26 protein-coding genes and 3 tRNA genes are annotated in these 22974 nt (G+C 56.7%); 13 read left to right on the forward strand and 16 right to left on the reverse strand.

What is annotated here, in order from left to right; all coding sequences use genetic code 11:
• Positions 1–7: 7 nt before the first annotated feature.
• Entirely contained in the window at positions 8–1333 is a 1326-nt protein-coding gene (rclA, locus tag K7H94_RS11625; protein WP_222951076.1) for a reactive chlorine resistance oxidoreductase RclA, read from the reverse strand.
• A gap of 138 nt (positions 1334–1471) precedes the next feature.
• Here rclA and K7H94_RS11630 point away from each other — a divergent pair, with 138 nt between their 5' ends.
• Both K7H94_RS11630 and K7H94_RS11635 read left to right on the forward strand, forming a co-directional pair.
• Positions 1472–2335, forward strand: coding sequence for a helix-turn-helix domain-containing protein (locus tag K7H94_RS11630; protein WP_222951077.1), 864 nt, complete (start codon positions 1472–1474; stop codon positions 2333–2335).
• Between the two features lie 110 nt (positions 2336–2445).
• Positions 2446–2616, forward strand: coding sequence for a hypothetical protein (locus K7H94_RS11635; RefSeq protein ID WP_222951078.1), 171 nt, complete (start codon positions 2446–2448; stop codon positions 2614–2616).
• A 207-nt stretch (positions 2617–2823) separates the two neighbouring features.
• Here K7H94_RS11635 and K7H94_RS11640 read toward each other — a convergent pair whose 3' ends face one another.
• The 8 genes from K7H94_RS11640 to uvrY form a co-directional block, all read right to left on the reverse strand.
• Positions 2824–3264 carry a WapI family immunity protein gene (locus K7H94_RS11640; protein ID WP_150058349.1) on the reverse strand — a complete coding sequence of 147 codons (441 nt, stop codon included), beginning with the start codon at positions 3262–3264 and terminating at the stop codon, positions 2824–2826.
• A 17-nt stretch (positions 3265–3281) separates the two neighbouring features.
• Positions 3282–3950 (reverse strand): hypothetical protein, encoded by a 669-nt coding sequence (locus K7H94_RS11645; RefSeq protein WP_245001372.1) that lies wholly within the window; start codon positions 3948–3950, stop codon positions 3282–3284.
• 441 nt (positions 3951–4391) lie between these two features.
• Positions 4392–4477 (reverse strand) — tRNA-Leu (locus tag K7H94_RS11650).
• 11 nt (positions 4478–4488) lie between these two features.
• Positions 4489–4562, reverse strand: a tRNA-Cys gene (locus tag K7H94_RS11655).
• A gap of 43 nt (positions 4563–4605) precedes the next feature.
• Positions 4606–4681 (reverse strand) — tRNA-Gly (locus tag K7H94_RS11660).
• A gap of 151 nt (positions 4682–4832) precedes the next feature.
• On the reverse strand, positions 4833–5381 hold the full coding sequence (gene pgsA, locus K7H94_RS11665; RefSeq protein WP_021508275.1) for a CDP-diacylglycerol--glycerol-3-phosphate 3-phosphatidyltransferase: 549 nt from the start codon (positions 5379–5381) through the stop codon (positions 4833–4835).
• A 68-nt stretch (positions 5382–5449) separates the two neighbouring features.
• A complete protein-coding gene (gene uvrC / locus K7H94_RS11670; RefSeq protein WP_222951079.1) occupies positions 5450–7282 on the reverse strand; it encodes an excinuclease ABC subunit UvrC in 1833 nt (610 codons plus the stop codon).
• Positions 7275–7934, reverse strand: a complete 660-nt coding sequence (gene uvrY, locus K7H94_RS11675) for a UvrY/SirA/GacA family response regulator transcription factor (RefSeq protein WP_021508277.1) — start codon at positions 7932–7934, stop codon at positions 7275–7277. Before uvrY ends, uvrC begins: the two co-directional genes overlap by 8 nt.
• Positions 7935–8368: 434 nt before the next feature.
• On the opposite strand from uvrY, the gene K7H94_RS11680 reads away from it, so the two are divergent.
• On the forward strand, positions 8369–8596 hold the full coding sequence (locus K7H94_RS11680; protein WP_010616664.1) for a DUF2594 family protein: 228 nt from the start codon (positions 8369–8371) through the stop codon (positions 8594–8596).
• Between the two features lie 31 nt (positions 8597–8627).
• Here K7H94_RS11680 and K7H94_RS11685 read toward each other — a convergent pair whose 3' ends face one another.
• Both K7H94_RS11685 and sdiA read right to left on the reverse strand, forming a co-directional pair.
• A complete protein-coding gene (locus tag K7H94_RS11685) occupies positions 8628–9239 on the reverse strand; it encodes an acyl-homoserine-lactone synthase (RefSeq protein ID WP_031279842.1) in 612 nt (203 codons plus the stop codon).
• Positions 9240–9363: 124 nt separating this feature from the next.
• Positions 9364–10086, reverse strand: a complete 723-nt coding sequence (sdiA, locus tag K7H94_RS11690; protein ID WP_021508278.1) for an autoinducer binding domain-containing protein — start codon at positions 10084–10086, stop codon at positions 9364–9366.
• 539 nt (positions 10087–10625) lie between these two features.
• Here sdiA and K7H94_RS11695 point away from each other — a divergent pair.
• Positions 10626–11300 carry a DUF4396 domain-containing protein gene (locus K7H94_RS11695; protein WP_127833902.1) on the forward strand — a complete coding sequence of 225 codons (675 nt, stop codon included), beginning with the start codon at positions 10626–10628 and terminating at the stop codon, positions 11298–11300.
• Between the two features lies 1 nt (position 11301).
• Here K7H94_RS11695 and K7H94_RS11700 read toward each other — a convergent pair whose 3' ends face one another.
• The gene (locus K7H94_RS11700) at positions 11302–12000 is read right to left on the reverse strand and encodes an extensin-like domain-containing protein (protein ID WP_058769587.1); all 699 of its coding nucleotides are present in this window, start codon (positions 11998–12000) and stop codon (positions 11302–11304) included.
• 286 nt (positions 12001–12286) lie between these two features.
• Between K7H94_RS11700 and cycA the strand changes: the two genes are divergently transcribed.
• Positions 12287–13678, forward strand: coding sequence for a D-serine/D-alanine/glycine transporter (cycA, locus tag K7H94_RS11705; protein ID WP_021508281.1), 1392 nt, complete (start codon positions 12287–12289; stop codon positions 13676–13678).
• 41 nt (positions 13679–13719) lie between these two features.
• Here cycA and K7H94_RS11710 read toward each other — a convergent pair whose 3' ends face one another.
• Together K7H94_RS11710 and rutR are read right to left on the reverse strand one after the other, a co-directional pair.
• Positions 13720–14694, reverse strand: coding sequence for a metal-dependent hydrolase (locus tag K7H94_RS11710; RefSeq protein ID WP_222951080.1), 975 nt, complete (start codon positions 14692–14694; stop codon positions 13720–13722).
• 25 nt (positions 14695–14719) lie between these two features.
• Positions 14720–15355: an HTH-type transcriptional regulator RutR gene (gene rutR / locus K7H94_RS11715; RefSeq protein WP_031279844.1), complete on the reverse strand. Its 636-nt coding sequence runs from the start codon at positions 15353–15355 to the stop codon at positions 14720–14722.
• Between the two features lie 308 nt (positions 15356–15663).
• On the opposite strand from rutR, the gene rutA reads away from it, so the two are divergent.
• Genes rutA through rutG form a run of 6 tightly spaced genes read left to right on the forward strand, consistent with a single transcriptional unit; the run spans position 15664 to position 20610 of the window.
• Positions 15664–16755, forward strand: a complete 1092-nt coding sequence (gene rutA, locus K7H94_RS11720; protein WP_058759710.1) for a pyrimidine utilization protein A — start codon at positions 15664–15666, stop codon at positions 16753–16755.
• A complete protein-coding gene (gene rutB, locus K7H94_RS11725; RefSeq protein WP_058769585.1) occupies positions 16755–17465 on the forward strand; it encodes a pyrimidine utilization protein B in 711 nt (236 codons plus the stop codon). Before rutA ends, rutB begins: the two co-directional genes overlap by 1 nt.
• Before the next feature lie 42 nt (positions 17466–17507).
• The gene (rutC, locus tag K7H94_RS11730) at positions 17508–17903 is read left to right on the forward strand and encodes a pyrimidine utilization protein C (protein WP_021508286.1); all 396 of its coding nucleotides are present in this window, start codon (positions 17508–17510) and stop codon (positions 17901–17903) included.
• The gene (gene rutD / locus K7H94_RS11735) at positions 17903–18703 is read left to right on the forward strand and encodes a pyrimidine utilization protein D (protein ID WP_222951081.1); all 801 of its coding nucleotides are present in this window, start codon (positions 17903–17905) and stop codon (positions 18701–18703) included. Before rutC ends, rutD begins: the two co-directional genes overlap by 1 nt.
• A 14-nt stretch (positions 18704–18717) precedes the next feature.
• Positions 18718–19239 (forward strand): NADH-dependent FMN reductase RutF, encoded by a 522-nt coding sequence (gene rutF, locus K7H94_RS11740; protein WP_222952049.1) that lies wholly within the window; start codon positions 18718–18720, stop codon positions 19237–19239.
• A 45-nt stretch (positions 19240–19284) separates the two neighbouring features.
• Positions 19285–20610, forward strand: coding sequence for a pyrimidine utilization transport protein G (rutG, locus tag K7H94_RS11745; RefSeq protein ID WP_021508289.1), 1326 nt, complete (start codon positions 19285–19287; stop codon positions 20608–20610).
• Here rutG and K7H94_RS11750 read toward each other — a convergent pair.
• Both K7H94_RS11750 and K7H94_RS11755 read right to left on the reverse strand, forming a co-directional pair.
• The gene (locus K7H94_RS11750) at positions 20607–21521 is read right to left on the reverse strand and encodes a DMT family transporter (RefSeq protein ID WP_222951082.1); all 915 of its coding nucleotides are present in this window, start codon (positions 21519–21521) and stop codon (positions 20607–20609) included. The two genes, rutG and K7H94_RS11750, sit on opposite strands and share 4 nt — an antisense overlap.
• A 110-nt stretch (positions 21522–21631) precedes the next feature.
• Complete coding sequence (locus K7H94_RS11755) at positions 21632–21796, reverse strand: con-10 family general stress protein (protein WP_010616548.1); 165 nt, start codon at positions 21794–21796, stop codon at positions 21632–21634.
• Positions 21797–22108: 312 nt separating this feature from the next.
• Between K7H94_RS11755 and wrbA the strand changes: the two genes are divergently transcribed.
• Together wrbA and K7H94_RS11765 are read left to right on the forward strand one after the other, a co-directional pair.
• Positions 22109–22708: an NAD(P)H:quinone oxidoreductase gene (wrbA, locus tag K7H94_RS11760; RefSeq protein ID WP_021508291.1), complete on the forward strand. Its 600-nt coding sequence runs from the start codon at positions 22109–22111 to the stop codon at positions 22706–22708.
• 20 nt (positions 22709–22728) lie between these two features.
• The gene (locus tag K7H94_RS11765; protein ID WP_021508292.1) at positions 22729–22959 is read left to right on the forward strand and encodes a YccJ family protein; all 231 of its coding nucleotides are present in this window, start codon (positions 22729–22731) and stop codon (positions 22957–22959) included.
• The last annotated feature ends 15 nt before the right edge of the window (positions 22960–22974 follow it).

The following is a 22974-nucleotide window of genomic DNA, read 5'->3' on the forward strand; positions in this document are numbered from 1 at the left end:
TTCGGCATTATTTTACCAGGGCAAACAGATCATTGAGCGATTCGCTCATGGTTGGGTGGGTAAAAATCTGGTCACGCAGCACGCTATACGGCAGCCCGGCATCCATTACCGTTTTCACGACGTTAATGACTTCATGCGAGTCCGCTGCCAGCAGCGCCACGCCGAGAATCTGCTGGCTGCCATTATCAACCACGGCTTTCAGCATGCCACGGGTGTCGTCAACAACGCGCGCACGCGGAATCGCGGCAACCGGCAGTGTCACCACCTGAATATCCCTCCCCTGCGCGCGCGCCTGCGCTTCAGTCAAACCAATCCGTGATAACACAGGCGTCATAAACACGGAATACGGGATGTTAACGCGATCTTCGGTGGTGCGCGTGCCCTTACCCAGCAACTGATCGTAAACGATGCGGAAATCATCAAGCGAAATATAGGTAAACTGTGGTCCGCCGGTAACATCGCCCAGCGCCCAGATATGATCCACGGAAGTTTTAAGCTGTTTATCGACGCGCACCGCGCCGCGCGCATCGGTCACCACTCCCGCATTTTCCAGTTTCAGTGCCTTCGTCGCCGGGCGACGGCCCGTGGCGACCAGCAGCAGATCGACTTCACGATCGCCCTGTGCGGTATGCAGCGTCACGCTGTCGCGACCGCTGGTTACACGCTGTAATGCAGTGTTGAGCTCGAGCTTAACGCCCTGCTCCTGCAGGATCCTGGCTATCGCCGCACTGATATCATCATCTTCCCGCGCCAGAAATTGCGGTGCACTTTCAAACAACGTCACTTCGCTACCAAAACCGGCAAACATGGAAGCAAACTCAACGCCAATATAACCGCCGCCAAGGATCCCCAGCCGCTGCGGCAGTTGCGTCAAATTCAGGATACCGCTGCTGTCAACCACGCGCGGTCCGGCAACTAAGCCTTCCAGTGCGGGAAACACCGCTTCGGCACCGCTATTGATAAAAATTCGCTCAGCATGAATCTGGCTGACCTGCTGCGAGGAGGTGATTTTCAGCGTGTGGGCATCCACAAATTCCGCCTCACCATCAATGATATCGATCTGCGCAATGGCGGCCAGATTGAGGTAATTCTTCTCACGCAACAATTCTACTACTGCCGCCTTGCGCTGCATGGCATCGCTGAAACTGGCATGATGTTGCACATCGTGTACCAGTGCTTTCGTTGGGATACAGCCAACGTTAATGCAGGTGCCACCATACATTACGCGGGATTTTTCGATGATCGCGACACGCCATCCGGCGCGCCCCAGTGCCGCCGCCAGCGTTTTACCTGCTTTACCAAATCCGATGATTGCTGCCTGATAATGGTTCATGATGTTCTCCATGAGCGTCAAAAATAGTCATCACCCAAAGCTTACGGTTTGCTGCCGCGCCGTATTTCGCCGCAACGCTGGTATTTTTGTCTTTGCGTCTGAATCAAGCGGGCAATTCAGGGAAAAGGGAAAAAACAGATGGATCCATTGAGTCAACTGCTGCTGCTGCATAACCCGCAGGGCAGCATAGATAAGAACTGCGTGCTGAGCGGTGAGTGGCAACTGCCGCACAGCGCCGGGCACCTGTGCGCAGTGCGCTGGCATACGGTCACTGGTGGCCGGGTCATGCTGGATATGCCCGTCACTGCGGGTGTCGAACTCACTTCTGGCAGCGTCATATTTCTGCCGCAAAACGCCGCGCATCGTATTTATCAGCGCCATACCCAGCCAACCCAACTGGTATGCGGCCTGCTGGAACTGCCCGCGTCGGCGCATGCTTTCCTCACCGCCCTGCCCGAAGTGCTAATGCTGGCCCCCGAACCCACAAGCAGCGATGGGCGCTGGCTGGCTGCGGTGCTGCCGTTCATCACCCAGAGTGCTGACGCACTGCCAGCTGCTGGTGATGCCGCACTTCGCAGCCAGCAGATTGGCAGCCTGTTCACACTGGCGGTGCGTCATGGGCTCTCAACTCACGCAGCGCACCCTGGCTTACTATCCGTGGCTCTGCATCCACGTCTTGGCCCTTTAATCACCCAACTGTGCGCCGCGCCGGAAAGGCCGTGGACGGTAGAAGCCATGGCTCAGCAAGTGTTTATGTCCCGCGCTTCCTTCGCGCTGCTGTTCCGCCAGCTCAGCGCTACCACGCCGCTGGCCGTGCTCACCGCCCTTCGTCTGCAATTGGCCGCTCAGCGACTGGCGCGCGAAACAGCCCCGTTAATCAACATCGCTCTGGCCGTCGGCTACGCCAGCGAATCATCCTTTCACAAAGCGTTTGTCCGTGAATTTGGCTGCACACCGGGAGAATACCGGCGTCGTGTTGAAACGCTGGCGCAGGAGCGCTAAGAGTAAAGAAGAAAACTGTACGCGCTTCGCTTGCGTAAAGGCGTATTCGTGGCTTTGCTTATTTCTCAGTGCGTTAACGATTACGCGATTCGTAACAGGAGGTGAGCAAGATGAGTGGTTTGATCAAGGCAGCCTTAGCGGCAATGACATTGGTTACCCTGGCCGGCTGTATGCAACACAGCGATGCGGTGGGCAGTGACGGACGTCCACATGCGCCCAGCAAGCAATCAGTACCTGGCGCCAGTGAAGGCGAAGGCCCGGTAGGGCAGCCACAGGATTGAGATTAGCGGGACAGACGTTATGTCCCGTTTTTATTTGACTGCATGACGTTGGCTCCATGAATTCCGGCATAAGTGAAGTCATGGTTAACGAGCTGGATCGTCTGGTAAGCGATGCAAAAGCCCTTAACTTCCCCAGTAATCTCGCTGCTAATCGGCAAATCCCGATTGCGATTGCCCACTTCAAGAGATGGCGAATAAATCAGAATTTTATTCCGGCCAGCTGATCATCTCCTCCAGCTGCCTGAGAATGTCCGGGAAGTAACTCTCATTGATAGCCAGTTCGCCCTTTATCTGAATGCTATCAGCATGGTGTTCCGGACGAAGAACATATTCAATAATCACGATATCATCACCCGTGATCTTACTCAGAACCATATTGAGCTGGTTGAGTTGGCTGCGAAAACTAAAAGATTCAATTTCATGGCGGGCCATTACCGCCTTGTAGTATCGAGAAAATGTTGCGCGCAGTTCCTTCAGTTCGCCGACGGTAAACTCAGTCTGAAACTGCACCTTTACTCCGCTGACGGAAAACTCCACATAAGACTTAACCCAGTCCCAGAGGTGATTAACCGGATCGGTTTCGTTATCAACAACACGCTCAAAGGGTGAGATGGTGAAGACGAATCCTTCATTTCTGAAATCAAACATGCGTGCTTTCCTGCCGGTTAATCAAAATATTTAAAATGGGTGATCGTCCAGTCTGACTCTCGCACCACAATCTCAAGAGTGTATTTTTTATACTCGGTTATGTTTAGCTTGCGATTGAGTTTATACATCTCAGTTTCGTAACGAAACATCCCTTCCCCTTTACGGGGATCCGCCATACGCCTGCCGTAACGGATAGCTTTTTCCTGGATATGTAATGGAACATAGCGCCCCGGTTCATACATATGCCGGGCTGCTGTTTCTGTCATTTTAAGGTTACCAGCAGATAAACCGGTTTTTAACCGCGCACGAAGAAACATGATAGTCGCCTGACTAAGTTTCACCCTGACAGCCGCGCGCGTAGCGGTTTCAAAAAGTACGCGGCCCGCGCGAAAAATACGGAAAACGCCAAAAGCGATAAGCGCAATATCGGTGGGATCAATCAGGGGGGCTTCAAGAGGAGCCTCTTCCAGGCGCAGAAAATGGCCCTGTGTATCATATATCTGCCACAGTCCCGGGGCCTGTGCGACTGAATAACCAATACACATGCCACTGGTTTCATCCAGTATGGGTTGTGCGTTATGCGGCAGTGTCCGGGGCCGGAGTTCAAAAAATACATCAGCCGGTAATGGCGACTGGAAGGTGTAATATCTACCCGGTTCTTTCGTTGCGTTTTCTGCAATCATCATCGTTCCCTCGTTTTTAACAGACTTGCGGTAGTACCACTGAATATCAGAGCGACAACTCAAGATTACTCCCCGTTGCGTCATCAGCAAACCCAAATCATGTGCCCCCACCTCATCTGCGCCCCGGAGCATAACTTTGAGCGGGTAAGCGATAGGCGGCAGATAATTTCTGGACGTCATTGTCGTAAAGGCGAGCGGGGACAGGTGCCCACCTCCCCGCTATCAATTGCGATCTCAATCATCATTTTCAGCATCAAAATGTTGAACACCTGGCTGCGCATGATCGAAAGAACGTGATGGTTCCAATGGTTGTGGTTGGCGGGCAGAGGAAAACCGTTTGATATTATGAAGTGATATTAGGCAAAATTTTCAGGCACAAAAAAACCGCCCTTGGGCGGTCACGACATTGCTACTTATTGCTTTGATTTTATTCGGTATTAAATATGGTGCCCGGGGCGGGACTTGAACCCGCACGACCATAAGCCGAGGGATTTTAAATCCCTTGTGTCTACCGATTTCACCACCCGGGCAGGGTGTAAACTGGAGGCGCGTCCCGGAGTCGAACCGAGGTGGACGGATTTGCAATCCGCTGCATGGCCACTCTGCCAACGCGCCTTTTAATCTGAGGTGCAAGCCGTCTGCGACGTATTGCAATATCTGGAGCGGGAAACGAGACTCGAACTCGCGACCCCGACCTTGGCAAGGTCGTGCTCTACCAACTGAGCTATTCCCGCATTTGCTTATGCTTCACCGAACTTGCTGATTTTATTCAGCTTCTTGCAGCCTTGCTGCCGTTCGATGCGATGCATTCTACTTATCTGACGCAACGAGTCAATAGAATTATCCACACACTGCGTCCGTTTGCTGCTTTTTAAATCGCATCGATCAGCTATCGAGCAAATCGCCGCGTGCCGCGCTTAAATACTGGAACATTGACCAGAAAGTCAGCACCGCTGCGATGTACAACGCCACCACGCCAACGCCGACTACGGTCGCGTCCGGACGCCACAGCAGCGCCACCAGCGACAGCATCTGCGCCGTGGTCTTCACTTTGCCAATCCACGACACCGCCACGCTGCTGCGCTTGCCAATCTCCGCCATCCACTCACGTAAGGCCGAGATAATGATTTCACGCGCGATCATGGTGGCGGCCGGCAGCGTGATCCACCAGGCGTGGAAATACTCGGCGACCAGCACCAGCGCCATCGCCACCATCACTTTGTCAGCGACCGGATCGAGAAAGGCACCAAAACGCGTTGTCTGCTTCCAGCGACGCGCGAGGAAGCCATCAAACCAGTCAGTGACCGCAGCAATGACAAACAGCAGCGCCGTCGCGAAGGGAGCCCAGTGAAATGGCAGATAGAACGCCAGCACGAAGAACGGGATCAGAACAACTCGAAACAGGGTAAGACACGTCGGAATGTTAAATTGCATATGCCAGTAACTGTCTGGTGTGAGTAGGATTTAACGTATGTTCCTACATTGCCCACCCTGTTTCAATGTTAGTGTTTCAGCGAGTAGTAGATTTTTTCCGCCAGGGCGAAGGAGATACCCGGTACTTTAGCGATCTCATCGACGCTGGCATTCATCAGCGGTTGCAGGCCGCCCATGTACTTCAGCAGCTGCTGACGCCGTTTGGGTCCGACGCCTTCGATGCTCTCCAGCGCGCTGGTGTTCTTCACTTTGGCGCGTTTTTTCCGGTGGCCCGAAATTGCATGATTGTGAGCGTCGTCACGAATGTGCTGGATAACATGCAGCGCCGGCGAGTCCGGCGGCAGCGAAACGCCCTCGCCTTCCGCCGCAAAGAACAGGGTTTCCAGGCCAGCTTTACGGTCGCTGCCTTTTGCCACGCCGAGCAGAATCGGCCGGTTTTTATCCCACGGCACATCCAGTTCCGCAAACACCTGCTGCGCCTGCGCCAGCTGCCCTTTACCGCCATCGATCAGGATCACATCCGGGATCTTTTCCGGTTCCAGCGCCTTACCGTAACGACGGCGCAGCACCTGATTCATCGCCGCGTAGTCATCACCGGGAGTAATTCCTTCAATGTTGTAGCGGCGATAGTCAGCGCGCAGCGGGCCGTCACGGTTGAACACCACGCAGGACGCGATGGTCTGTTCGCCCATGGTGTGGCTGATGTCGAAACACTCCATGCGGTTAATCTGCTCCAGTTTGAGGAACGCCGCCAGCGCCGCCAGACGCTGCTGGATAGTCGAGTGCTGCGCCAGCCGCGTCGTCAGCGCCGTAGCGGCATTGGTGCGCGCCAGCTTCAGGTAGCGCGCGCGGTCGCCGCGCGGTTTGCTCTGAATGCTGACCTTGCGCCCGGCCAGTTCGCTAAGCGATGCGGCCAGCAGTTCCCGCTCAGGCAAATTGAAGTCCAGCAGGATATCCGCCGGTAAGGTACGCGCTTCGCTGCCCTGCAGATAGAACTGTCCGACAAACGTCTGCACCACTTCGGTGAGTTCCGTGTCTACGGGCACCTTCGGAAAATAGCTGCGGCTGCCCAGCACTTTGCCCTGCCGGATAAACAGCACGTGCAGACAGGCCATGCCGGCGTCATAGGCCACGCCCATCACGTCGAGATCATCGCCCTGATTGGAGACGAACTGTTTCTCCGTAATCCGCCGCACCGCCTGAATCTGGTCCCGCAGGCGCGCCGCCTCTTCGAAGCGCAGGCCCACGCTGGCCTGCTCCATACGCTGCACCAGCTGATTAATTACCTGATCGTCTTTACCGGCCAGAAACAGCCGCACATAGTCGGTTTGCTGCGCATATTCCTCTTCGCTCACCAGGCCGGCGACGCAGGGGCCGAGGCAACGGCCAATCTGATACTGCAGGCACGGGCGCGAGCGGTTGCGGTAGACGCTGTTCTCGCACTGGCGAATTGGAAACACCTTTTGCAGCAGCGCCAAGGTTTCACGCACCGCATAGCCGTTGGGAAACGGACCAAAGTATTCGCCTTTGGCGTGTTTGGCACCGCGGTGCATCGCCAGGCGCGGATGCGGATCGCCGCTAAGGAAAATATAGGGGTACGACTTATCATCGCGCAGCAGCACGTTGTAGCGCGGCTGATACAACTTGATGTAGTTGTGCTCCAGCAGCAGCGCTTCGGTCTCGGTATGGGTGACCGTGACATCAATATTATGGATGTTGCTGACCAGCACTTCGGTCTTACGGCTTCCCACCTGCGTGCGGAAATAGCTGCTCAGGCGTTTTTTAAGGTCTTTGGCTTTACCAACATAGATCACCGTACCTGTCGCGTCATACATGCGGTAGACGCCGGGCTGACTGGTCACGGTGCTGAGAAAGGCTTTAGGATTGAAAACGTCACTCACTACTGATTAACGGCTCCGCATTGAACAGGCCATGGCGTATGGCCAGATGCGTTAACTCTACGTCACCACTGATGTTCAACTTGCTGAACATGCGATAGCGATAGCTATTAACGGTTTTCGGGCTCAGGTTAAGCTGCTCGGAAATCTCCGTCACCTTTTGCCCTCGGGTAATCATCAGCATAATCTGCAATTCCCTTTCCGACAAACAGCTGAACGGTGATTCGGCGCGCTGCGGCTCAATCTGGCTCAGCGCCATCTGCTGAGCGATATCAGAGGCGATGTAACGCTGACCAGCGTGCACCGAGCGAATGGCGCTGACCACTTCCTGCGGCGCCGCCCCTTTGCTGAGATAACCTGCCGCACCGGCCTGCATGACTTTCGCTGGCAGGGGATTTTCGGTGTGGATAGTCAGCATGATGATGCGGATATCCGGATTGAAGCGCACGATTTTGCGCGTCGCCTCCAGTCCGCCAATACCGGGCATGTTCATGTCCATCAGCACCACATCCACAGGATGAGTGCGGCACCATTTTACCGCATCTTCACCACAGGCCACTTCCCCGGCAATCACCAGTCCCTTCATATCTTCCAGTATGCGACGAATACCGGCGCGTACCAGTTCATGGTCATCAACAAGAAGCAGGCTGATCAACGGGACGTACTCCGCAGGTTAGTGGGGGAAAATATATTTCAGGGGCGTTATCTTACCGGGTTTCGCGTGGAAAGAACATCAGGGGCGCCAGATAAATCTCAAAACCAATGACCCATGTCAAATAGCAGGCAGCAGTGATTGTTTTTTTTAGCTGATGCAATACCATACTGGAATAAAATTGTTAAAATGTGACTAATATCATTAAGTTATAATTTATAACCCGCCTTCGCTTCTTCCCGCCCGCAGCACAAAAAAAATAATCTTTCCGTGGAAGTTTTTTGCGCACAAAAAATAGCGAACGGTGCAATTAATTAACCCTCTGCGCGCGGGCCGATGATGTGGCCTAAATTCTTCCATCAAGCGTATGATATACTCTGTTTTTTATGCACGGGAAGAATGTGTGCGCACAAGGTCATTCCACAAAGGAGATAATGATGAGTGATGAAGATTTCGTAACATCGCGCGATACCCAGGCGCTGGCGGATGAAGTCGCCTGCCTGAAAATGATGGTGACGCTGATCCTTAAAGGCATGGGCCAGGCTGATGCCGGTAAGGTGATCATCAATATGGAGCGCTACGTCCAGTCCGCGCTGGCGGATAAACCGCAGGCCGAGGTGTTCAGCAACACTATCCGCCAGATTAAAACCGCCTACCGTCAGTAAGCGGCGTGCCCTGCGCATCCTGCGCGGGGCGTTAGCTGTGTGACTGCCAGTTGACCGACACGCCCAGCGAGGGCAGCACTTCTTCCGGACTGAAGCGACGCGTGCCGCGATACTTCTCCGCCAGCGCCGGCTGCTGCACCGGAATACGAATGGCAAACAGATTGTCTTCTGACTGGATCAGTCCCGGCGAGAGCGGCTCGTACACCACCTGATGCTGCTCAAACATCTTCTCCAGCATCGGCGTGGCTGAACTGATCAAATACTCCATCCCGCTCAGCTCTGCCAGCTGTACCGAATGCCATAAGATGTTCAGCGGCAGCTCGGCATCGACTTCAAGGCGGGCCGAATAGCGCGACATTTCCCACACTTTTTGCTGATCAAAAGGCAGCACCATGCCTTCCGGCACTTCCGGCTCGTGCCACGGTAGCAGACGTGCGCAGCCACAAATGCCCTGACGCGCAGTCCAGGCAATCAGCCAGGTGACATCGGAACGATCGAAGCGATCGTATTCCTGTCCCGGCGTGCTGAGTCGCGGCGGAATTGACCAGCCCTCGCCACGCGCAAAGACGCTGTAACGATAGGTGCCCAACTCGGCCAGCAAAGAGGACGGCATATCCTTTAGCTGTGTTTGAATTATTTTCATCATGCGCCCCTGACATCCCCATGTTTGCAATGATTTATTAAGCGCCAGCCTGGCGGAGTTTCCGGCGCAGGGTAGACAACTGACTGCGGCTTAGGAACTACTAAAATTAGTAGTTGCATTTTCGCTATATCAGGCCGATGGCTGCGGCATAACAGGCAATCTGCGTTTTATTGGAAACATTAAAACGCTTTTGCATATTCTTTTGGTGAAAATTTACCGTGTGTTCAGAAATAGCCAGAATGAGGGAAATTTCGGCTGAGGTTTTTCCCTCCGCTGTCCATTTCAATATTTCCAGCTCGCGCTGACTAAAATCATTCGATAACACCACCATTGAGCCGTCATTCAGACGGTCCAGCACACGCAAACTCAGTTCCGCCAGGAAGTGCAGTTGCACCTCCAGCTCAACGCGTCTGTGCTGGGTCTGGCTGGGTTGTTGCGATGCTATAGATAATATACCAATGGCACGATTTAGCGCCATTGCCGAGCATGAAAAGCCACTTACCAGCCCTGCTGCATTGGCTTCTGCCCATAAATTACCTGCGCCGGTAAATAAATCACGCGTCCACTCCACGCCGCGACCGGGCTGCTGGCAGAGCATTAACACCGGATCTACCGCATAGTAATTTTCACTCTCGTAGCGTTTCACCCAGCTCTGCGGATAGGTGCTAAAGAGAAAAATACGCGGTCGGGTAAAAGGCACCGGATGCTGTACCAAAAAGGCAAAAGCATCAAATCCAAGGGCCTCAACATGTTTTTGCAGCAGCGATTTCAATTGCAGCACTTCGGAAAGCGCCTGAAATTCTTTTTCAGTTTCGCCTCGCCAGACGAAATAATTATCGATGGTCATTATTGCCCTGGCGCTGTTTCACGCCTTATTCATAACAGGATATCTGTGCCGATTAATGTAAAAAATAAATTAACCAGAGAAAAAATATTGATTGAAACCAGAGCGGCATTGCGGGCAAAAAGTGATAACTACCTTGTTGTCAATATGTTACCCAAATGAGAAATTAAACTATGGTGCGTTTGCCAGCGGCACCATCAGGATGATAAGTCGTGCGAATCAGAATAAGATTTTTCTGAAGAATTTTCAATCGTCCTGTTGATTAAAGGCCAGACTTCGCAGATAAAACATTCGCCTCATCATTAATCGCTATTATCTTTGCCATTCCCCTTTTTTATACTGCCCGTCATAATCTTCCTGCTGATTAAGTCCGCAGCGCGGCTTAATTCCAGTTATTTCTGCAGTGTTTCCCTGCCGTGCCCCTGTGGCAGACATTTCCGGCACCGTCTTTTCCAGCTACGCTTTAGCAGAGGCGCAAGGTGGCAGGCACCAGCATAGCTCCGCAGGCTGGCGCGATTTCAGCAAACTGAGTGGGACTGACTATGTTAAACCAGCTGGCATTACCTTTTCTGGTCGTGGGCGTGTGTACTGCCCTGATGATCGCTAAAGATCTGTTGCGTCACCCGCATCCGCTGGCGGTCATGAATATCATCTGGCCGCTCACCGGGCTGTACATGCCGTTTTTCGGCTGGCTGGCATGGTGGTATCTCGGGCGTAAACCGTCACGTCAACGAAAACTGGCGCTGCTGCTGCCCTCCGGATTAACCGGTTATGCCAGCTGGCAAACCATTTTTATTTCCACCTCGCTCTCTGCCGCCGCCTGTATATTCGGCGACATCATCACCCTGCCAATAGTCACCCTGCTCAAGCATTTTGCAATTAGCCCCGCGCTGTGGTTACAGGCGGTTATTTGCGTGATGATTTCGTTACTGGCGGGATTATTTTTTCAGTTTCTGGCCATTCGCCAGCGGGAACAACTTTCTATTGTCCGTACGTTATTATTAGCGCTAAAAACAGAAACTTTTCCGCTGCTGATTTATCAAACGGGGATCTTTATCTTCATGACGCTGGCCCTAAAATATGTGCTTAATCAACAGCTCAATCCCCTGCTCAGCGCCTTCTGGTTTATGTTACAGCTGGCGATGATCACCGGATTTATTTTCTCCTGGCCGGCAAATCATTTCCTCATCAAACGCGGATTAAACCCGGCGGTGTAGTTTAGCGACAAAAGCCTGCGCCGCGCATGCCAAGGTGGAAATGGCTGGCATGTGCCGCATTGTAATCCGGCCCCAGCGCATTACCGAAGCTGGCACAGCCGTTGCGCCATAACGCGTGCAAACCGGCAGCGGCCTGCGGCGGTTGCTGCCAGTTTTTGCCTACCTGCAGCCAGCGCCCGTCCGCCAGCTGAAAGCCCGTGATGTCCCACGCCTCCGCCGTCGCGTGTTCACTGCGGCGTCCTTCCTGGCGGTGATAAATATTGCGGCAGGCGTAACTGCCAACGTGCGCGATGCGGCGCAGCGGCGAGGTAATGCCGGCCTGCTGCAGCGCCGCATTGCTGCGCGTAACATACAGCGTGCTGGCCACCGCCATTGGACAGCTGGCAAGAAAACTGCTGCTCAGCGTGACCTCACCGAAGCGGCTGATGCGCAGCGGTTGATCAATCGGACAATCGCCCTGCAGCGGCGGCACCTCACGGAAACTGACTCTGCCCTGCGCGCTGGCCGCACGCATCACCGCCAGACACGCGGCCGGATCGCTGCTCAGCCGCTGCAGCTTATAGCGCGTCATCCAGCCTGGCGGATCGGTAACCTGGAGCGGTATAAACGGATTCCACTGTGGCGGCAGATGCGTTTTCAGCCAGGGTAAACTCCACCAGCCGCACAGGGCCAGCAGCACTATCGCGAGCAATGCGCGCACGCGGCCTCACTTTTTCCGGGTTCATCGAAATGACAAGTGTAGAACCCTGCGCAGCGCTGCGTGGTGCAAGCGGCTCATTTGCAGAACATTTACGCAAAATGACGGCACGGCGCGCCATGTAAATATTTACTGACACGGTAAAGCACGCAAAAGGGCACAAAGGTTTAAAAACCATTACCGAGAGTGGCCGCCTTTCCTCTATCTTATGCCCTCTTGCCCTGTGCAACAGCACGTTATTCAACAGCCAGCAGAGCTGACACAACATCAAGACAGGAAAGATATTTTTATGGTTGATCAATCTAAAGCGGCGCCCATTGAGGCCGAACAGCCGGAAAAACTCCGGCGCAACCTGCATAACCGTCACATCCAGCTTATCGCTATCGGCGGTGCCATTGGCACCGGTCTGTTCATGGGCTCCGGTAAAACCATCAGCCTGGCGGGTCCGTCGATCATCTTCGTCTATATGATCATCGGTTTTATGCTGTTCTTTGTGATGCGCGCCATGGGTGAGCTGCTGCTCTCCAACCTTGAGTACAAATCCTTCAGCGACTTTGCCGCCGATCTGCTCGGGCCGTGGGCCGGTTATTTCACCGGCTGGACTTACTGGTTCTGCTGGGTGGTGACCGGCATCGCCGACGTGGTGGCGATCAGCGCTTATTTCCAGCTGTGGTTCCCGGACTTCTCGATCTGGATGAGCGCGCTGCTGTGCGTGTTTGTTTTCCTTGCCCTGAACATCGCCACGGTAAAACTGTTTGGCGAGATGGAGTTCTGGTTCGCCATTATCAAAATTGTCGCCATCGTGGCGTTAATCATCACCGGGATTGTGCTGGTCAGCCTGCACTACCCTTCGCCGAACGGGAGCCACGCGGCGCTGAGCAATATCTGGGATCACGGCGGCATGTTCCCGAAAGGGCTGAGCGGTTTCTTTGCCGGCTTCCAGATTGCGGTGTTTGCCTTTGTCGGCATTGAACTGGTGGGCACGGCGGCGGCGGAGACCAAAGATCCGCATAAAGTTCTGCCGCGCGCCATCAACGCGATCCCGCTGCGCATCATCATGTTCTACGTGCTGGCGCTGCTGGTGATCATGGCGGTGACGCCGTGGAACCAGGTCATGCCGGATCGCAGTCCGTTCGTTGAAATGTTTGTGCTGATTGGCCTGCCGGCCGCTGCCAGCATCGTTAACTTTGTGGTGCTGACCTCCGCAGCCTCCTCAGCCAACAGCGGCATCTTCTCCACCAGCCGCATGCTGTATGGCCTGGCGGAACAGGGCGTGGCGCATAAAGCGTTTGGCCGCCTTTCAGCGCGCGCGGTGCCGACCACCGGCCTGTTCTTCTCCTGCCTGTGTCTGCTGGCTGGCGTGGCGTTGATCTATCTGATTCCGGATGTGATGACGGTCTTCACCATGGTGACCACGGTCTCGGCGATTCTGTTTATGTTTGTCTGGACCATTATCCTGTGCAGCTACCTGGCCTACCGCAAACAGCATCCGCAGCGTCATGCGGCGTCACGCTTCAAAATGCCACTCGGCAAGCTGATGTGCTGGGTGTGCATGGCTTTCTTTGCCTTTGTGCTGGTGCTGCTGACACTGCAGGAAGATACGCGCCAGGCGCTGATGGTGACGCCACTGTGGTTTGTGGTGCTGACCATGGGCTGGCTGCTACGCCGGCGTAAAGCCTGATCCACCTAAACGAAAAGGCCCGGTTATCCGGGCCTTTTTCGTTATAAGCGTTCTGTGAATTTGTGCCACGCCTGCGCCAGCGACGGCCGCAGCGAATCTTCCCGCTGTGGTGCTGCTGCCGGCGCTGCGGCGGAACCGAGATTAAAGGTAAAGGTGTAATCCGGCTCTTCCCCCATGCGCAAATCCACAATCAGCGTATCGTTGCCCTGCTGGCGCATGGCATAAAATCCATGGCTGAACCACGCAACGCGTTCCGCGTGCCACTGGCCTTTAAACGGCGCAAAAAGCGCGGGATGGCGATCGTACCAGCGGATCTGTAAGGGACGATCGGGCGACAGTAGCGACCACCAGGCTTCCCCGTAGCGCTGCGGCGTGATAATCACCGTGCGCCACACCAGCGTATTAAACGCGGTGGGCGTCACCAGCAGTTGCTGCGGCTGCACGTCCTGCTGCGTCAGCTGGTGCTCAATATGCCGGGTAGCAATACTTTGCGCCACCATACTCCAGCCCAGGTACAGTGTGCTGATGAGCAATCCGGCCTGATTCCAGCGTAGCCCGCACGCATCCCGCCGCCACAGTGCGACGATCAGGGCGAACAGCAGCGGCAGCGTATAGAGCGGATCGATGATGAACATGCTGCCGATGGCGAACGGGTAATCGGTCAGCGGCAGCCCGAGCTGCGTGCCGTACACCGTGGTCAGGTCCAGCAGCGGATGCGTGATCAATGCCAGCCAGATGGCGAGGCACCAGGCTCGCCAGTGCTGCCGGCTGCGCGTCGCGCCAGCCACCAGCCAGCCAAATAACGGTGCCACCAGCGTCAGCCACAGCAGCGCGTGGCTCTCGGTGCGGTGCAGCGTCATGTTGCGGATGGCATCGCCGTGGTCGATAAACACGTCGAGGTCCGGCAGCGTGCCCGCGACCGCCCCCGCCAGCGCCGCCTGCCACAGCGGCACGCGTTTGCCCATTACGGCCACGGTCACCGCCGCGCCCAGCGTTAGTTGTGATAGCGAATCCATGCACTCTCCTGGTCAGCCTTCGGGATCAGCGCACGCGGATCCCTTCAATGATCATGCGCTGAACGTTATCCAGCGTCTGGGCAAAAAATTCCGCATCGTTTAGCGTCTGGCCGGTGATGGCTTCCACCTGGGACGCGAAATCAGCGTAGTGCTGCGTGGTCGCCCATAGCAGAAAGAACAAATGCTGCGGCTGCACGCCGGCAATACGCCCTTCGGCGATCCACTGTTCGATAATCGCCGCTTTATCATCCACCAGCGCTTTTAAATCCCCCGCCAGCTCGCCCTTCAGCAGCGGCGCGCCCTGCAGCATCTCCAGACAGAACAGGCGCGATGCCTGCGGATGGTCACGCGACACTTCCAGCTTGAGACGAATATAGTTGCGGATGGCCACCAGCGGATCCTGGTCATGACGCAGCGCACGCAGCGGCGCCAGCCACACATCAAGAATCTCTTTCAGTACTGCCACATACAGCACTTCTTTTGACGGATAGTAGTAAAGCAGGTTGGTTTTTGAGACGTCCGCGCGCTCAGCCACTTTATCCAGACTGGTGCCGTGAATGCCAAACTGCGAGAAGAAGGCCAATGCCGCTTCCAGAATAGCTGCCCGTTTCGCCGCAACGGCCCGCGATCGGCGTCCTGGCTTTTTTTCATCGCTTTTCACACTGTTACCTCTTCCATCCTGCGAAATCGCATCATAACAAACGCCCTGTTTCCTGCCTAATGCTGTGCCCTGCACCTTTTTCGCTCAGGTGACGCATGAAAAACGTGCAATTTGTTTTGACCAGATGGTCTGTTTTGGACCAGTCACTCAGGATTTACTACGTCGCTAATTTTAACCGATTGTTATGTATCACTTTTAAAATTGTGGCACAGGCTTTGCAATTTTGTGATCGAGCGCCGCCCGCAGGATGCGTGCAGGAAGCAACGCAGCGCGTGAAGCAATCCATGTTCAATGCAGAGAGGTTTCACATGAAAATTGGCGTTTTCGTTCCGATTGGCAACAATGGCTGGCTGATCTCCACGCATGCCCCGCAATACAAGCCGACCTTTGAGCTCAACAAAGCGATTGTGCTCAAGGCTGAGCACTATCACTTCGACTTTGCCCTGTCGATGATTAAGCTGCGCGGCTTCGGCGGCAAAACCGAATTCTGGGACCACAACCTGGAGTCCTTCACCCTGATGGCCGGGCTGGCCGCGGTGACCTCACGCATTGAAATCTACGCCACCGCCGCCACCCTGACGCTGCCGCCTGCCATCGTGGCGCGCATGGCCGCCACCATCGACTCCATCTCCGGCGGCCGCTTCGGCGTCAATCTGGTGACCGGCTGGCAGAAGCCGGAGTATGAGCAGATGGGGCTGTGGCCGGGCGATGAATATTTTGCCAGCCGCTACAACTACCTGACGGAGTATGTCACGGTGCTGCGCGACCTGTGGGGCACTGGTCAGAGCGACTTCAAAGGTGAGTTCTTCACCATGAACGACTGTCGCGTCAGTCCGCAGCCGCAGAAGCCGATGAAGGTGATTTGCGCCGGTCAAAGTGATGCCGGCATGGCCTTTTCGGCGCAATACGCTGATTACAACTTCTGCTTCGGCAAGGGCGTCAATACCCCGACCGCCTTTGCGCCCACCGCCGCACGCATGAAACAGGCCGCGGACAAAACCGGGCGCGACGTCGGTTCCTACGTGCTGTTTATGATTATCGCCGCCGAAAGCGACGAAGCCGCGCGCGCCAAATGGGAACACTATAAAGCCGGCGCAGACGAGGAAGCCCTCGCCTGGCTCACCACGCAGAGCCAGCAGGACACCAAATCCGGCAGTGACACCAATGTGCGCCAGATGGCGGATCCGACCTCTGCCGTCAACATCAATATGGGCACACTGGTCGGTTCTTATGCCAGCGTGGCACGCATGCTGGATGAAGTGGCGCTGGTGGAAGGCACCGAAGGCGTGCTGCTGACCTTTGATGATTTCCTGCAGGGCATTGAAGATTTTGGTGAACGTATCCAGCCGCTGATGGCGTGCCGCCGCGCGCTGATTGACGCCCACAAGGAGGTTGCATAATGAATACCGTCGTTTGTGCCCACAGCACCAGTCAGCCTGCTGTCACTCTGCCGGCGCGCCCGGAAGCCATCGCCCTGCCGCCGGCGCAAAGCGCGCTGATTGTGGTGGATATGCAGAACGCCTACGCCAGCCAGGGCGGCTATCTCGATCTGGCCGGGTTTGATGTCTCCGCCACGCAGCCGGTTATCGCCCGGATTCATCAGGCGGTCACCGCCGCCCGCGCGGCAGGGATGCAGATCATCTGGTTCCAGAACGGCTGGGATAATCAGTATGTCGAAGCCGGTGACGCCGGTTCGCCCAATTTCCATAAATCCAACGCGCTGAAAACCATGCGCCAGCGGCCGGAGCTGCACGGCACGCTGCTGGCAAAAGGCGGCTGGGATTATGCGCTGGTGGATGAGCTGGTGCCGCAAGCCGGCGATATCGTGCTGCCCAAACCGCGCTACAGCGGCTTTTTCAACACGCCGCTCGACAGCATGCTGCGCAGCCGCGGTATTCGTCATCTGGTGTTTACCGGCATTGCCACCAACGTCTGCGTCGAATCGACGCTGCGCGACGGCTTTTTCCTCGAGTATTTCGGCGTGGTGCTGGCCGATGCCACCCATCAGGCCGGACCGTCGTTTGCTCAGCAGGCGGCGCTGTTCAACATTGAAACCTTTTTTGGCTGGGTCAGCGATACCGACACCTTCTGCGAGGCGCTGAAGTCGTAACCGCCGTTTCACCTGCACGCTTAATAATAAGGACTCTGAGTCATGCCTAAAACAGTGATTATTCCTCCCGGCACCACGACGCCGATCGCTCCGTTTGTACCCGGCACCTTAGCCGATGGCGTGGTGTACGTTTCCGGTACGCTGCCGTTCGATGCCGACAACAACGTGGTGCACGTCGGGGATGCGGCGGCGCAAACCCGCCACGTGCTGGAAACCATCAAAAAAGTGATCGAGACCGCCGGTGGCAGCCTGCAGGACGTCACTTTCAACTCGATTTTCATCACCGACTGGAGCAACTACGCGGCGGTAAACCAGGTGTATGCCGACTATTTTCCCGGCGACAAACCGGCGCGCTTCTGTATTCAGTGCGGTCTGGTGAAACCCGATGCGCTGATTGAAATCGCCAGCGTGGCACACATTGGCCGGCAGGAGGCGTAATGCATCTGGACATTCAGGGATTAAGCGCGCCCGACGCGCCAACGCTGGTGCTGTCGTCCGGGCTGGGCGGCGTGGCCGCTTTCTGGCAACCGCAGCTGGCGGCACTGACGCCGCACTATCGCGTGGTGACCTACGATCAGCGCGGCACCGGTCGCAGCCCCGATACGCTGCCGGAAGGTTACAGCATGGCGATGATGGCAGCGGAACTGGCCGACGCGCTGGCGGAGCACGGCATCGAACAGTATGACATCGTGGGCCATGCGCTTGGCGGGCTGATTGGCCTGCAGCTGGCGCTCGATTATCCGCATCGCGTGGGACGCGTGGTGGTGATTAACGGCTGGCTGGCGCTGGATGCCCATACCGAGCGCTGTTTCCAGGTGCGCCAGGATCTGCTGCTCAACGTTGGTGTTGAAGCGTTTGTGCGCGCGCAGCCGCTGTTTCTTTATCCGGCCGAATGGCTGGCACGCCATCAGTCGCGCATCAGCGCGGAGGATGTGCATCACGTGGCGCATTTCCAGGGCATGGAGAACCTGCTGCGGCGTCTGCACGCGCTGAAATCGGCCGATTTCCGTCCGCACGCCTCGCGAATCACCCAGCCGGTGCTGGCGATATGCAGTCAGGATGACCTGCTGGTGCCGTGGAGCTGCTCGCCACAGCTGGCGCAGGCGCTGCCCAACGGCAGCCTGATTGAGATGCCGTGGGGCGGCCATGCCATGAGCGTGACCGATGCCGACAACTTTAATGCGCTGCTGCTGCGCTGGCTGGCGGACACCGCCACGCCGGCTCGCCGCGCCAGCTAATCACGGATCCGATGATGAGCGTACATGAACTGCCCCTGCTGCCCGAAGTGAGCCAGCAGGCTTTCCGCGATGCCATGTCCGGCCTGGGCGCAGCGGTCAATATCATCACCACCGACGGTCCCGCCGGACGCGCCGGTTTTACCGCCACCGCGGTGTGCAGCGTCAGTGATACGCCGCCGACGCTGCTGGTTTGCCTCAATCGCAACGCGTCGGTGTGGCCCCTCTTCCGCGAAAACGGCGTGCTGTGCGTGAACACGCTGGCCGCCGGGCAGGAGTCATTGTCGACGCTGTTTGGCGGCAAAACCCCGATGACCGAACGTTTCGCCGCCGCCCGCTGGTACACGCAGCGCAGCGGCGCACCGCTGCTGCAGGGGGCGCTGATGGCGCTCGACTGCACCATCACGCAGGTCGTCAGCGTGGCGACACACGACATTCTGTTTTGCAACGTGATGGCGCTGGAGCGCCATGGTGCCCAGCCCGGTCTGATGTGGTTTGACCGTCGCTACCATGCCCTTTCACGGCAGGACGCCCGCTAACGCCGCACCGAGCGGCCCGGTTCGACCACTACCCTGGAGAAGACGATGGCGAGTTCCTGGTTCCCCCGCTGGCAGAAAAAGTCAGCCATGAGCGATAACGGGCTGATTGCCCCCGACGAGACCCTGCCGCTTGGGCAGACGTTCGTGCTGGGCCTGCAGCATGCGGTAGCAATGTTTGGCGCAACGGTGCTGATGCCGCTGCTGATGGGGCTGGACCCCAATCTGGCGATTCTGGTTTCCGGTATCGGCACCCTGCTGTTCTTTGTCATTACCGGTGGTCGCGTGCCGAGTTATCTCGGATCGAGCGCCGCGTTTGTCGGCGTGGTGATCGCCATTACCGGCTTCAACGGTCAGGGGCTCAATCCCAACCTGGCGCTGGCGCTGGGCGGCGTTATTGCCTGCGGCGCGCTCTACACTCTGATTGGGCTGGTGGTGATGAAAGTGGGTACCGGCTGGATTGAACGGCTGATGCCACCGGTGGTAACCGGCGCGGTAGTGATGGCCATCGGCCTTAACCTGGCACCGATTGCGGTGCACAGCGTCTCCGCCTCGATGTTTGATAGCTGGATGGCGGTGATGACGGTGCTGTGCATCGGGCTGGTGGCGGTATTTACCCGCGGCATGGTGCAGCGGCTGCTGATTCTGGTCGGACTGATTGTCGCCTGGGCGCTGTACGCTCTGCTGACCAACGTGATGGGCTTCGGCAAGCCGGTGGATTTCAGCCGCGTGGCCAGCGCCGCGTGGTTTGGTCTGCCGCACACCACCGCGCCGGTATTTGATATGCAGGCAATCGTGATGATCGCACCGGTGGCGATTATTCTGGTGGCAGAGAACCTCGGCCATATTAAAGCGGTGGCGGGCATGACCGGGCGCAATCTCGATCCGTGGATGGGACGCGCGTTCGTCGGTGACGGCCTGGCAACCATGCTGTCCGGCTCCATCGGCGGCAGCGGCGTCACCACCTATGCCGAAAACATTGGCGTGATGGCGGTGACCAAAGTCTACTCCACGCTGGCGTTTGTCGCTGCGGCGCTGATTGCGCTGGTGCTGGGCTTTTCGCCTAAGTTCGGCGCGCTCATCCACACCATTCCCGGCCCGGTGATTGGCGGCGCTTCAATTGTTGTGTTTGGCTTAATCGCTGTGGCCGGCGCACGTATCTGGGTGCAAAACCATGTCGATTTTAGCCAGAACAGCAATCTGATTATGGTGGCCACCACGCTGGTGCTCGGCGCCGGGGATTTTGCGCTGAAGATTGGCAGCTTTACCCTCGGCGGCATCGGCACGGCCACCTTCGGTGCCATCATCCTCAACGCAATTCTGCAGCGACGCGGTGCCGCGCTGACCCAGCCGGCGGCGCGCCCGCAGCCTTAAGGCTTATGCGGTGCCTGCTCCGGCACCGCTTTTTTGCGCCGCAGGCGCAGTTCACTGACAATCACCCCGCAGACAATCAGTGCGCCGCCCAGCAGCGCCGCCGCCGGTAACCGTTCGCCGGCAATGCGTCCGACCACACCGGCCCACACCGGCTCGCCGGCATAAATCACCGTGGCGCGCGTCGGCGAGACGCTGCGCTGCGCCCAGTTCATGGTGACCTGAATCATCGCGCTGGCCGCGCCGAGGCCCAGCGCGCTGAACAGCAGCGGCGCCGATAGCGTGGGTAAAGATTCGCCGTTGGGCAGCATCAGCACGAAGGCGCAGGCCGAGGCCACCAGCAGCTGTACCAGCGTCACGCGGCGCACATCGACCTGCCCGGCGTAGCGGCTGATAAGAATGATCTCGGCGGCAATGGCGAGGGTGCTGAGCAGCGTGGCGATCTCACCGGCATTCAACGTCAGGCTGCCATCCTGCGGACCCGCCACCAGCACCAGACCGGTGAACGCCAGCAAAATGCCCAGCCACGCCATCAGGCCCGGCGGCCGGCGCAGAAACAGCCACTGCAACAGCGGCACTACCGGCACGTAAAGTGCCGTCAGAAACGCCGACTGGCTGCTGGAAATGGTTTGCATACCCCAGGTTTGCAATCCGTAACCACCGGCAATCGCCACGCCAATCAGCGTACCCGCTTTGATTTCCAGCCAGGTAATGTGACGCAAATAGCGACGAAAGAAAAAGGCCAGCAGCAGCGAGGCGGTAGCAAAACGCAGCCCGACAAAAAAGAACGGCCCCGAGTGCGCCATGGCGCGATGCACCACCAGAAAGGTGCCACCCCAGACCATAGTGATAAAAATAAGTACCAGCTCCTGACGCGTAATACGCAGGCTGAGGCGGGAAGTGGAAGCAGACATAACGCACCAGAATAGAGGACTGGCGCACATTTTTGCTGATTAGCCGGGCAAATTGCAATCATTGTAACCGCCGGGCGTACCCGGCGGCCGGGGATACTGTCACAGACGCACTATTTTTTCGCGCGGCTGCGTCCCCCCTTTTCACCTGCTTCGGCAGCACGCTGCGGATCATTTCTGAAATTCCCGCCGCTGTTTTTACCGCCTTTTCGACCCGCTTCCGCGGCCCTTTCGCGATCTTCCGCGAAGTTGCCTGATCCTCCACGATGTTGAGCCATCATTTCCTCCAGGTATTGAGCATAGGTGGTGAAGACATTTCACTGCGCTAACAGTGTCAGGTCAGGTGCGTAATATCTCGCCACACCCGCTTAAAGCATAGCCAATGGATGCGCACAATCAGGCACATATTCATACTTTGCAACAGATAAACCGCTTAGCATCGTTTTTATGGCGAGATATTCGGCTCAAAAACAAGCGGTTAGCGGCAGAAGTCGCAGCGCGATCTCCGTAACTGTTCAATGGCTGACCAGCATAGCGCGCAGCCTCTTCTATACTTCTTTCTGTTCCTTACACCACAGGGTGAAAACACGATGGCAAAAATTCTGGTGCTTTATTACTCCATGTATGGACATATCGAAACCATGGCTAACGCGGTGGCGGACGGTGCGAAGAGCGTGAGCGGTGCCGAAGTCACCATTCTGCGCGTGCCGGAAAGTATGGATGCCGAACGGTTTGCTCAGGTCGGCGGGAAGGTTAATCAGCCGGCGGCGGAAGCCAAACCGGACGACCTGCCGCAGTACGATGCCATCATCGTCGGCACTCCGACGCGCTTCGGCAACATGTCCGGTCAGATGCGTAATTTCTGGGACCGCACCGGCGGCCTGTGGGCCTCTGGCGCGCTGTACGGCAAGATTGCCAGCGTGTTTGCGTCTACCGGCACCGGCGGCGGTCAGGAGCAGACTATCACCTCGGTGTGGACCACCCTGGCACATCACGGCATGGTGATTGTGCCCATCGGCTACGGCACTAAAGAGTTGTTTGATATTTCGCAGGTGCGTGGCGGTACGCCGTATGGCGCAACCACGCTGGCGGGCGGTGACGGATCGCGCCAGCCCTCGGCGGAAGAACTGGAAATTGCCCGTTATCAGGGCCAATACGTCGCCGGTCTGGCGGTAAAACTGAAAGGATAAATTCCCAACAGGAGAGAGTTATGGCAACAGAACAGTTTAAAGCTCACCACGTGGGCGAATGGGCGACCTTACGTCACACCTCACCGGAAATCGCTGAAGCAATTTTCGAAGTGGCGAATTATGACGAACGGCTTGCCGAAGAGATCTGGCGCCAGCAAGGCAGCGATGAGGTGTTATTCCGCGCGTTTGAGAAAACCGACCAGGACGTCCTGACGTGGGACGATAAGCCGGTCGAACGCAAAAACATCTGAAGCACAGGCGGGCAT

The sequence above is a fragment of the Pantoea dispersa genome, assembly GCF_019890955.1.
Classification (GTDB): domain Bacteria; phylum Pseudomonadota; class Gammaproteobacteria; order Enterobacterales; family Enterobacteriaceae; genus Pantoea; species Pantoea dispersa.

Bases quoted from the DNA above. Each gene is read 5' to 3' on its own strand.
- rclA (WP_222951076.1), bottom strand. From the start codon at position 1,333: ATGAACCATTATCAGGCAGCAATCATCGGATTTGGTAAAGCAGGTAAA.
- K7H94_RS11630 (WP_222951077.1), top strand. From the start codon at position 1,472: ATGGATCCATTGAGTCAACTGCTGCTGCTGCATAACCCGCAGGGCAGC.
- K7H94_RS11635 (WP_222951078.1), top strand. From the start codon at position 2,446: ATGAGTGGTTTGATCAAGGCAGCCTTAGCGGCAATGACATTGGTTACC.
- K7H94_RS11640 (WP_150058349.1), bottom strand. From the start codon at position 3,264: ATGTTTGATTTCAGAAATGAAGGATTCGTCTTCACCATCTCACCCTTT.
- K7H94_RS11645 (WP_245001372.1), bottom strand. From the start codon at position 3,950: ATGATGATTGCAGAAAACGCAACGAAAGAACCGGGTAGATATTACACC.
- pgsA (WP_021508275.1), bottom strand. From the start codon at position 5,381: ATGCAATTTAACATTCCGACGTGTCTTACCCTGTTTCGAGTTGTTCTG.
- K7H94_RS11680 (WP_010616664.1), top strand. From the start codon at position 8,369: ATGAGTGATGAAGATTTCGTAACATCGCGCGATACCCAGGCGCTGGCG.
- K7H94_RS11685 (WP_031279842.1), bottom strand. From the start codon at position 9,239: ATGAAAATAATTCAAACACAGCTAAAGGATATGCCGTCCTCTTTGCTG.
- sdiA (WP_021508278.1), bottom strand. From the start codon at position 10,086: ATGACCATCGATAATTATTTCGTCTGGCGAGGCGAAACTGAAAAAGAA.
- K7H94_RS11695 (WP_127833902.1), top strand. From the start codon at position 10,626: ATGTTAAACCAGCTGGCATTACCTTTTCTGGTCGTGGGCGTGTGTACT.
- cycA (WP_021508281.1), top strand. From the start codon at position 12,287: ATGGTTGATCAATCTAAAGCGGCGCCCATTGAGGCCGAACAGCCGGAA.
- K7H94_RS11710 (WP_222951080.1), bottom strand. From the start codon at position 14,694: ATGGATTCGCTATCACAACTAACGCTGGGCGCGGCGGTGACCGTGGCC.
- rutA (WP_058759710.1), top strand. From the start codon at position 15,664: ATGAAAATTGGCGTTTTCGTTCCGATTGGCAACAATGGCTGGCTGATC.
- rutB (WP_058769585.1), top strand. From the start codon at position 16,755: ATGAATACCGTCGTTTGTGCCCACAGCACCAGTCAGCCTGCTGTCACT.
- rutC (WP_021508286.1), top strand. From the start codon at position 17,508: ATGCCTAAAACAGTGATTATTCCTCCCGGCACCACGACGCCGATCGCT.
- rutD (WP_222951081.1), top strand. From the start codon at position 17,903: ATGCATCTGGACATTCAGGGATTAAGCGCGCCCGACGCGCCAACGCTG.
- rutF (WP_222952049.1), top strand. From the start codon at position 18,718: ATGAGCGTACATGAACTGCCCCTGCTGCCCGAAGTGAGCCAGCAGGCT.
- rutG (WP_021508289.1), top strand. From the start codon at position 19,285: ATGGCGAGTTCCTGGTTCCCCCGCTGGCAGAAAAAGTCAGCCATGAGC.
- K7H94_RS11750 (WP_222951082.1), bottom strand. From the start codon at position 21,521: ATGTCTGCTTCCACTTCCCGCCTCAGCCTGCGTATTACGCGTCAGGAG.
- K7H94_RS11755 (WP_010616548.1), bottom strand. From the start codon at position 21,796: ATGGCTCAACATCGTGGAGGATCAGGCAACTTCGCGGAAGATCGCGAA.
- wrbA (WP_021508291.1), top strand. From the start codon at position 22,109: ATGGCAAAAATTCTGGTGCTTTATTACTCCATGTATGGACATATCGAA.
- K7H94_RS11765 (WP_021508292.1), top strand. From the start codon at position 22,729: ATGGCAACAGAACAGTTTAAAGCTCACCACGTGGGCGAATGGGCGACC.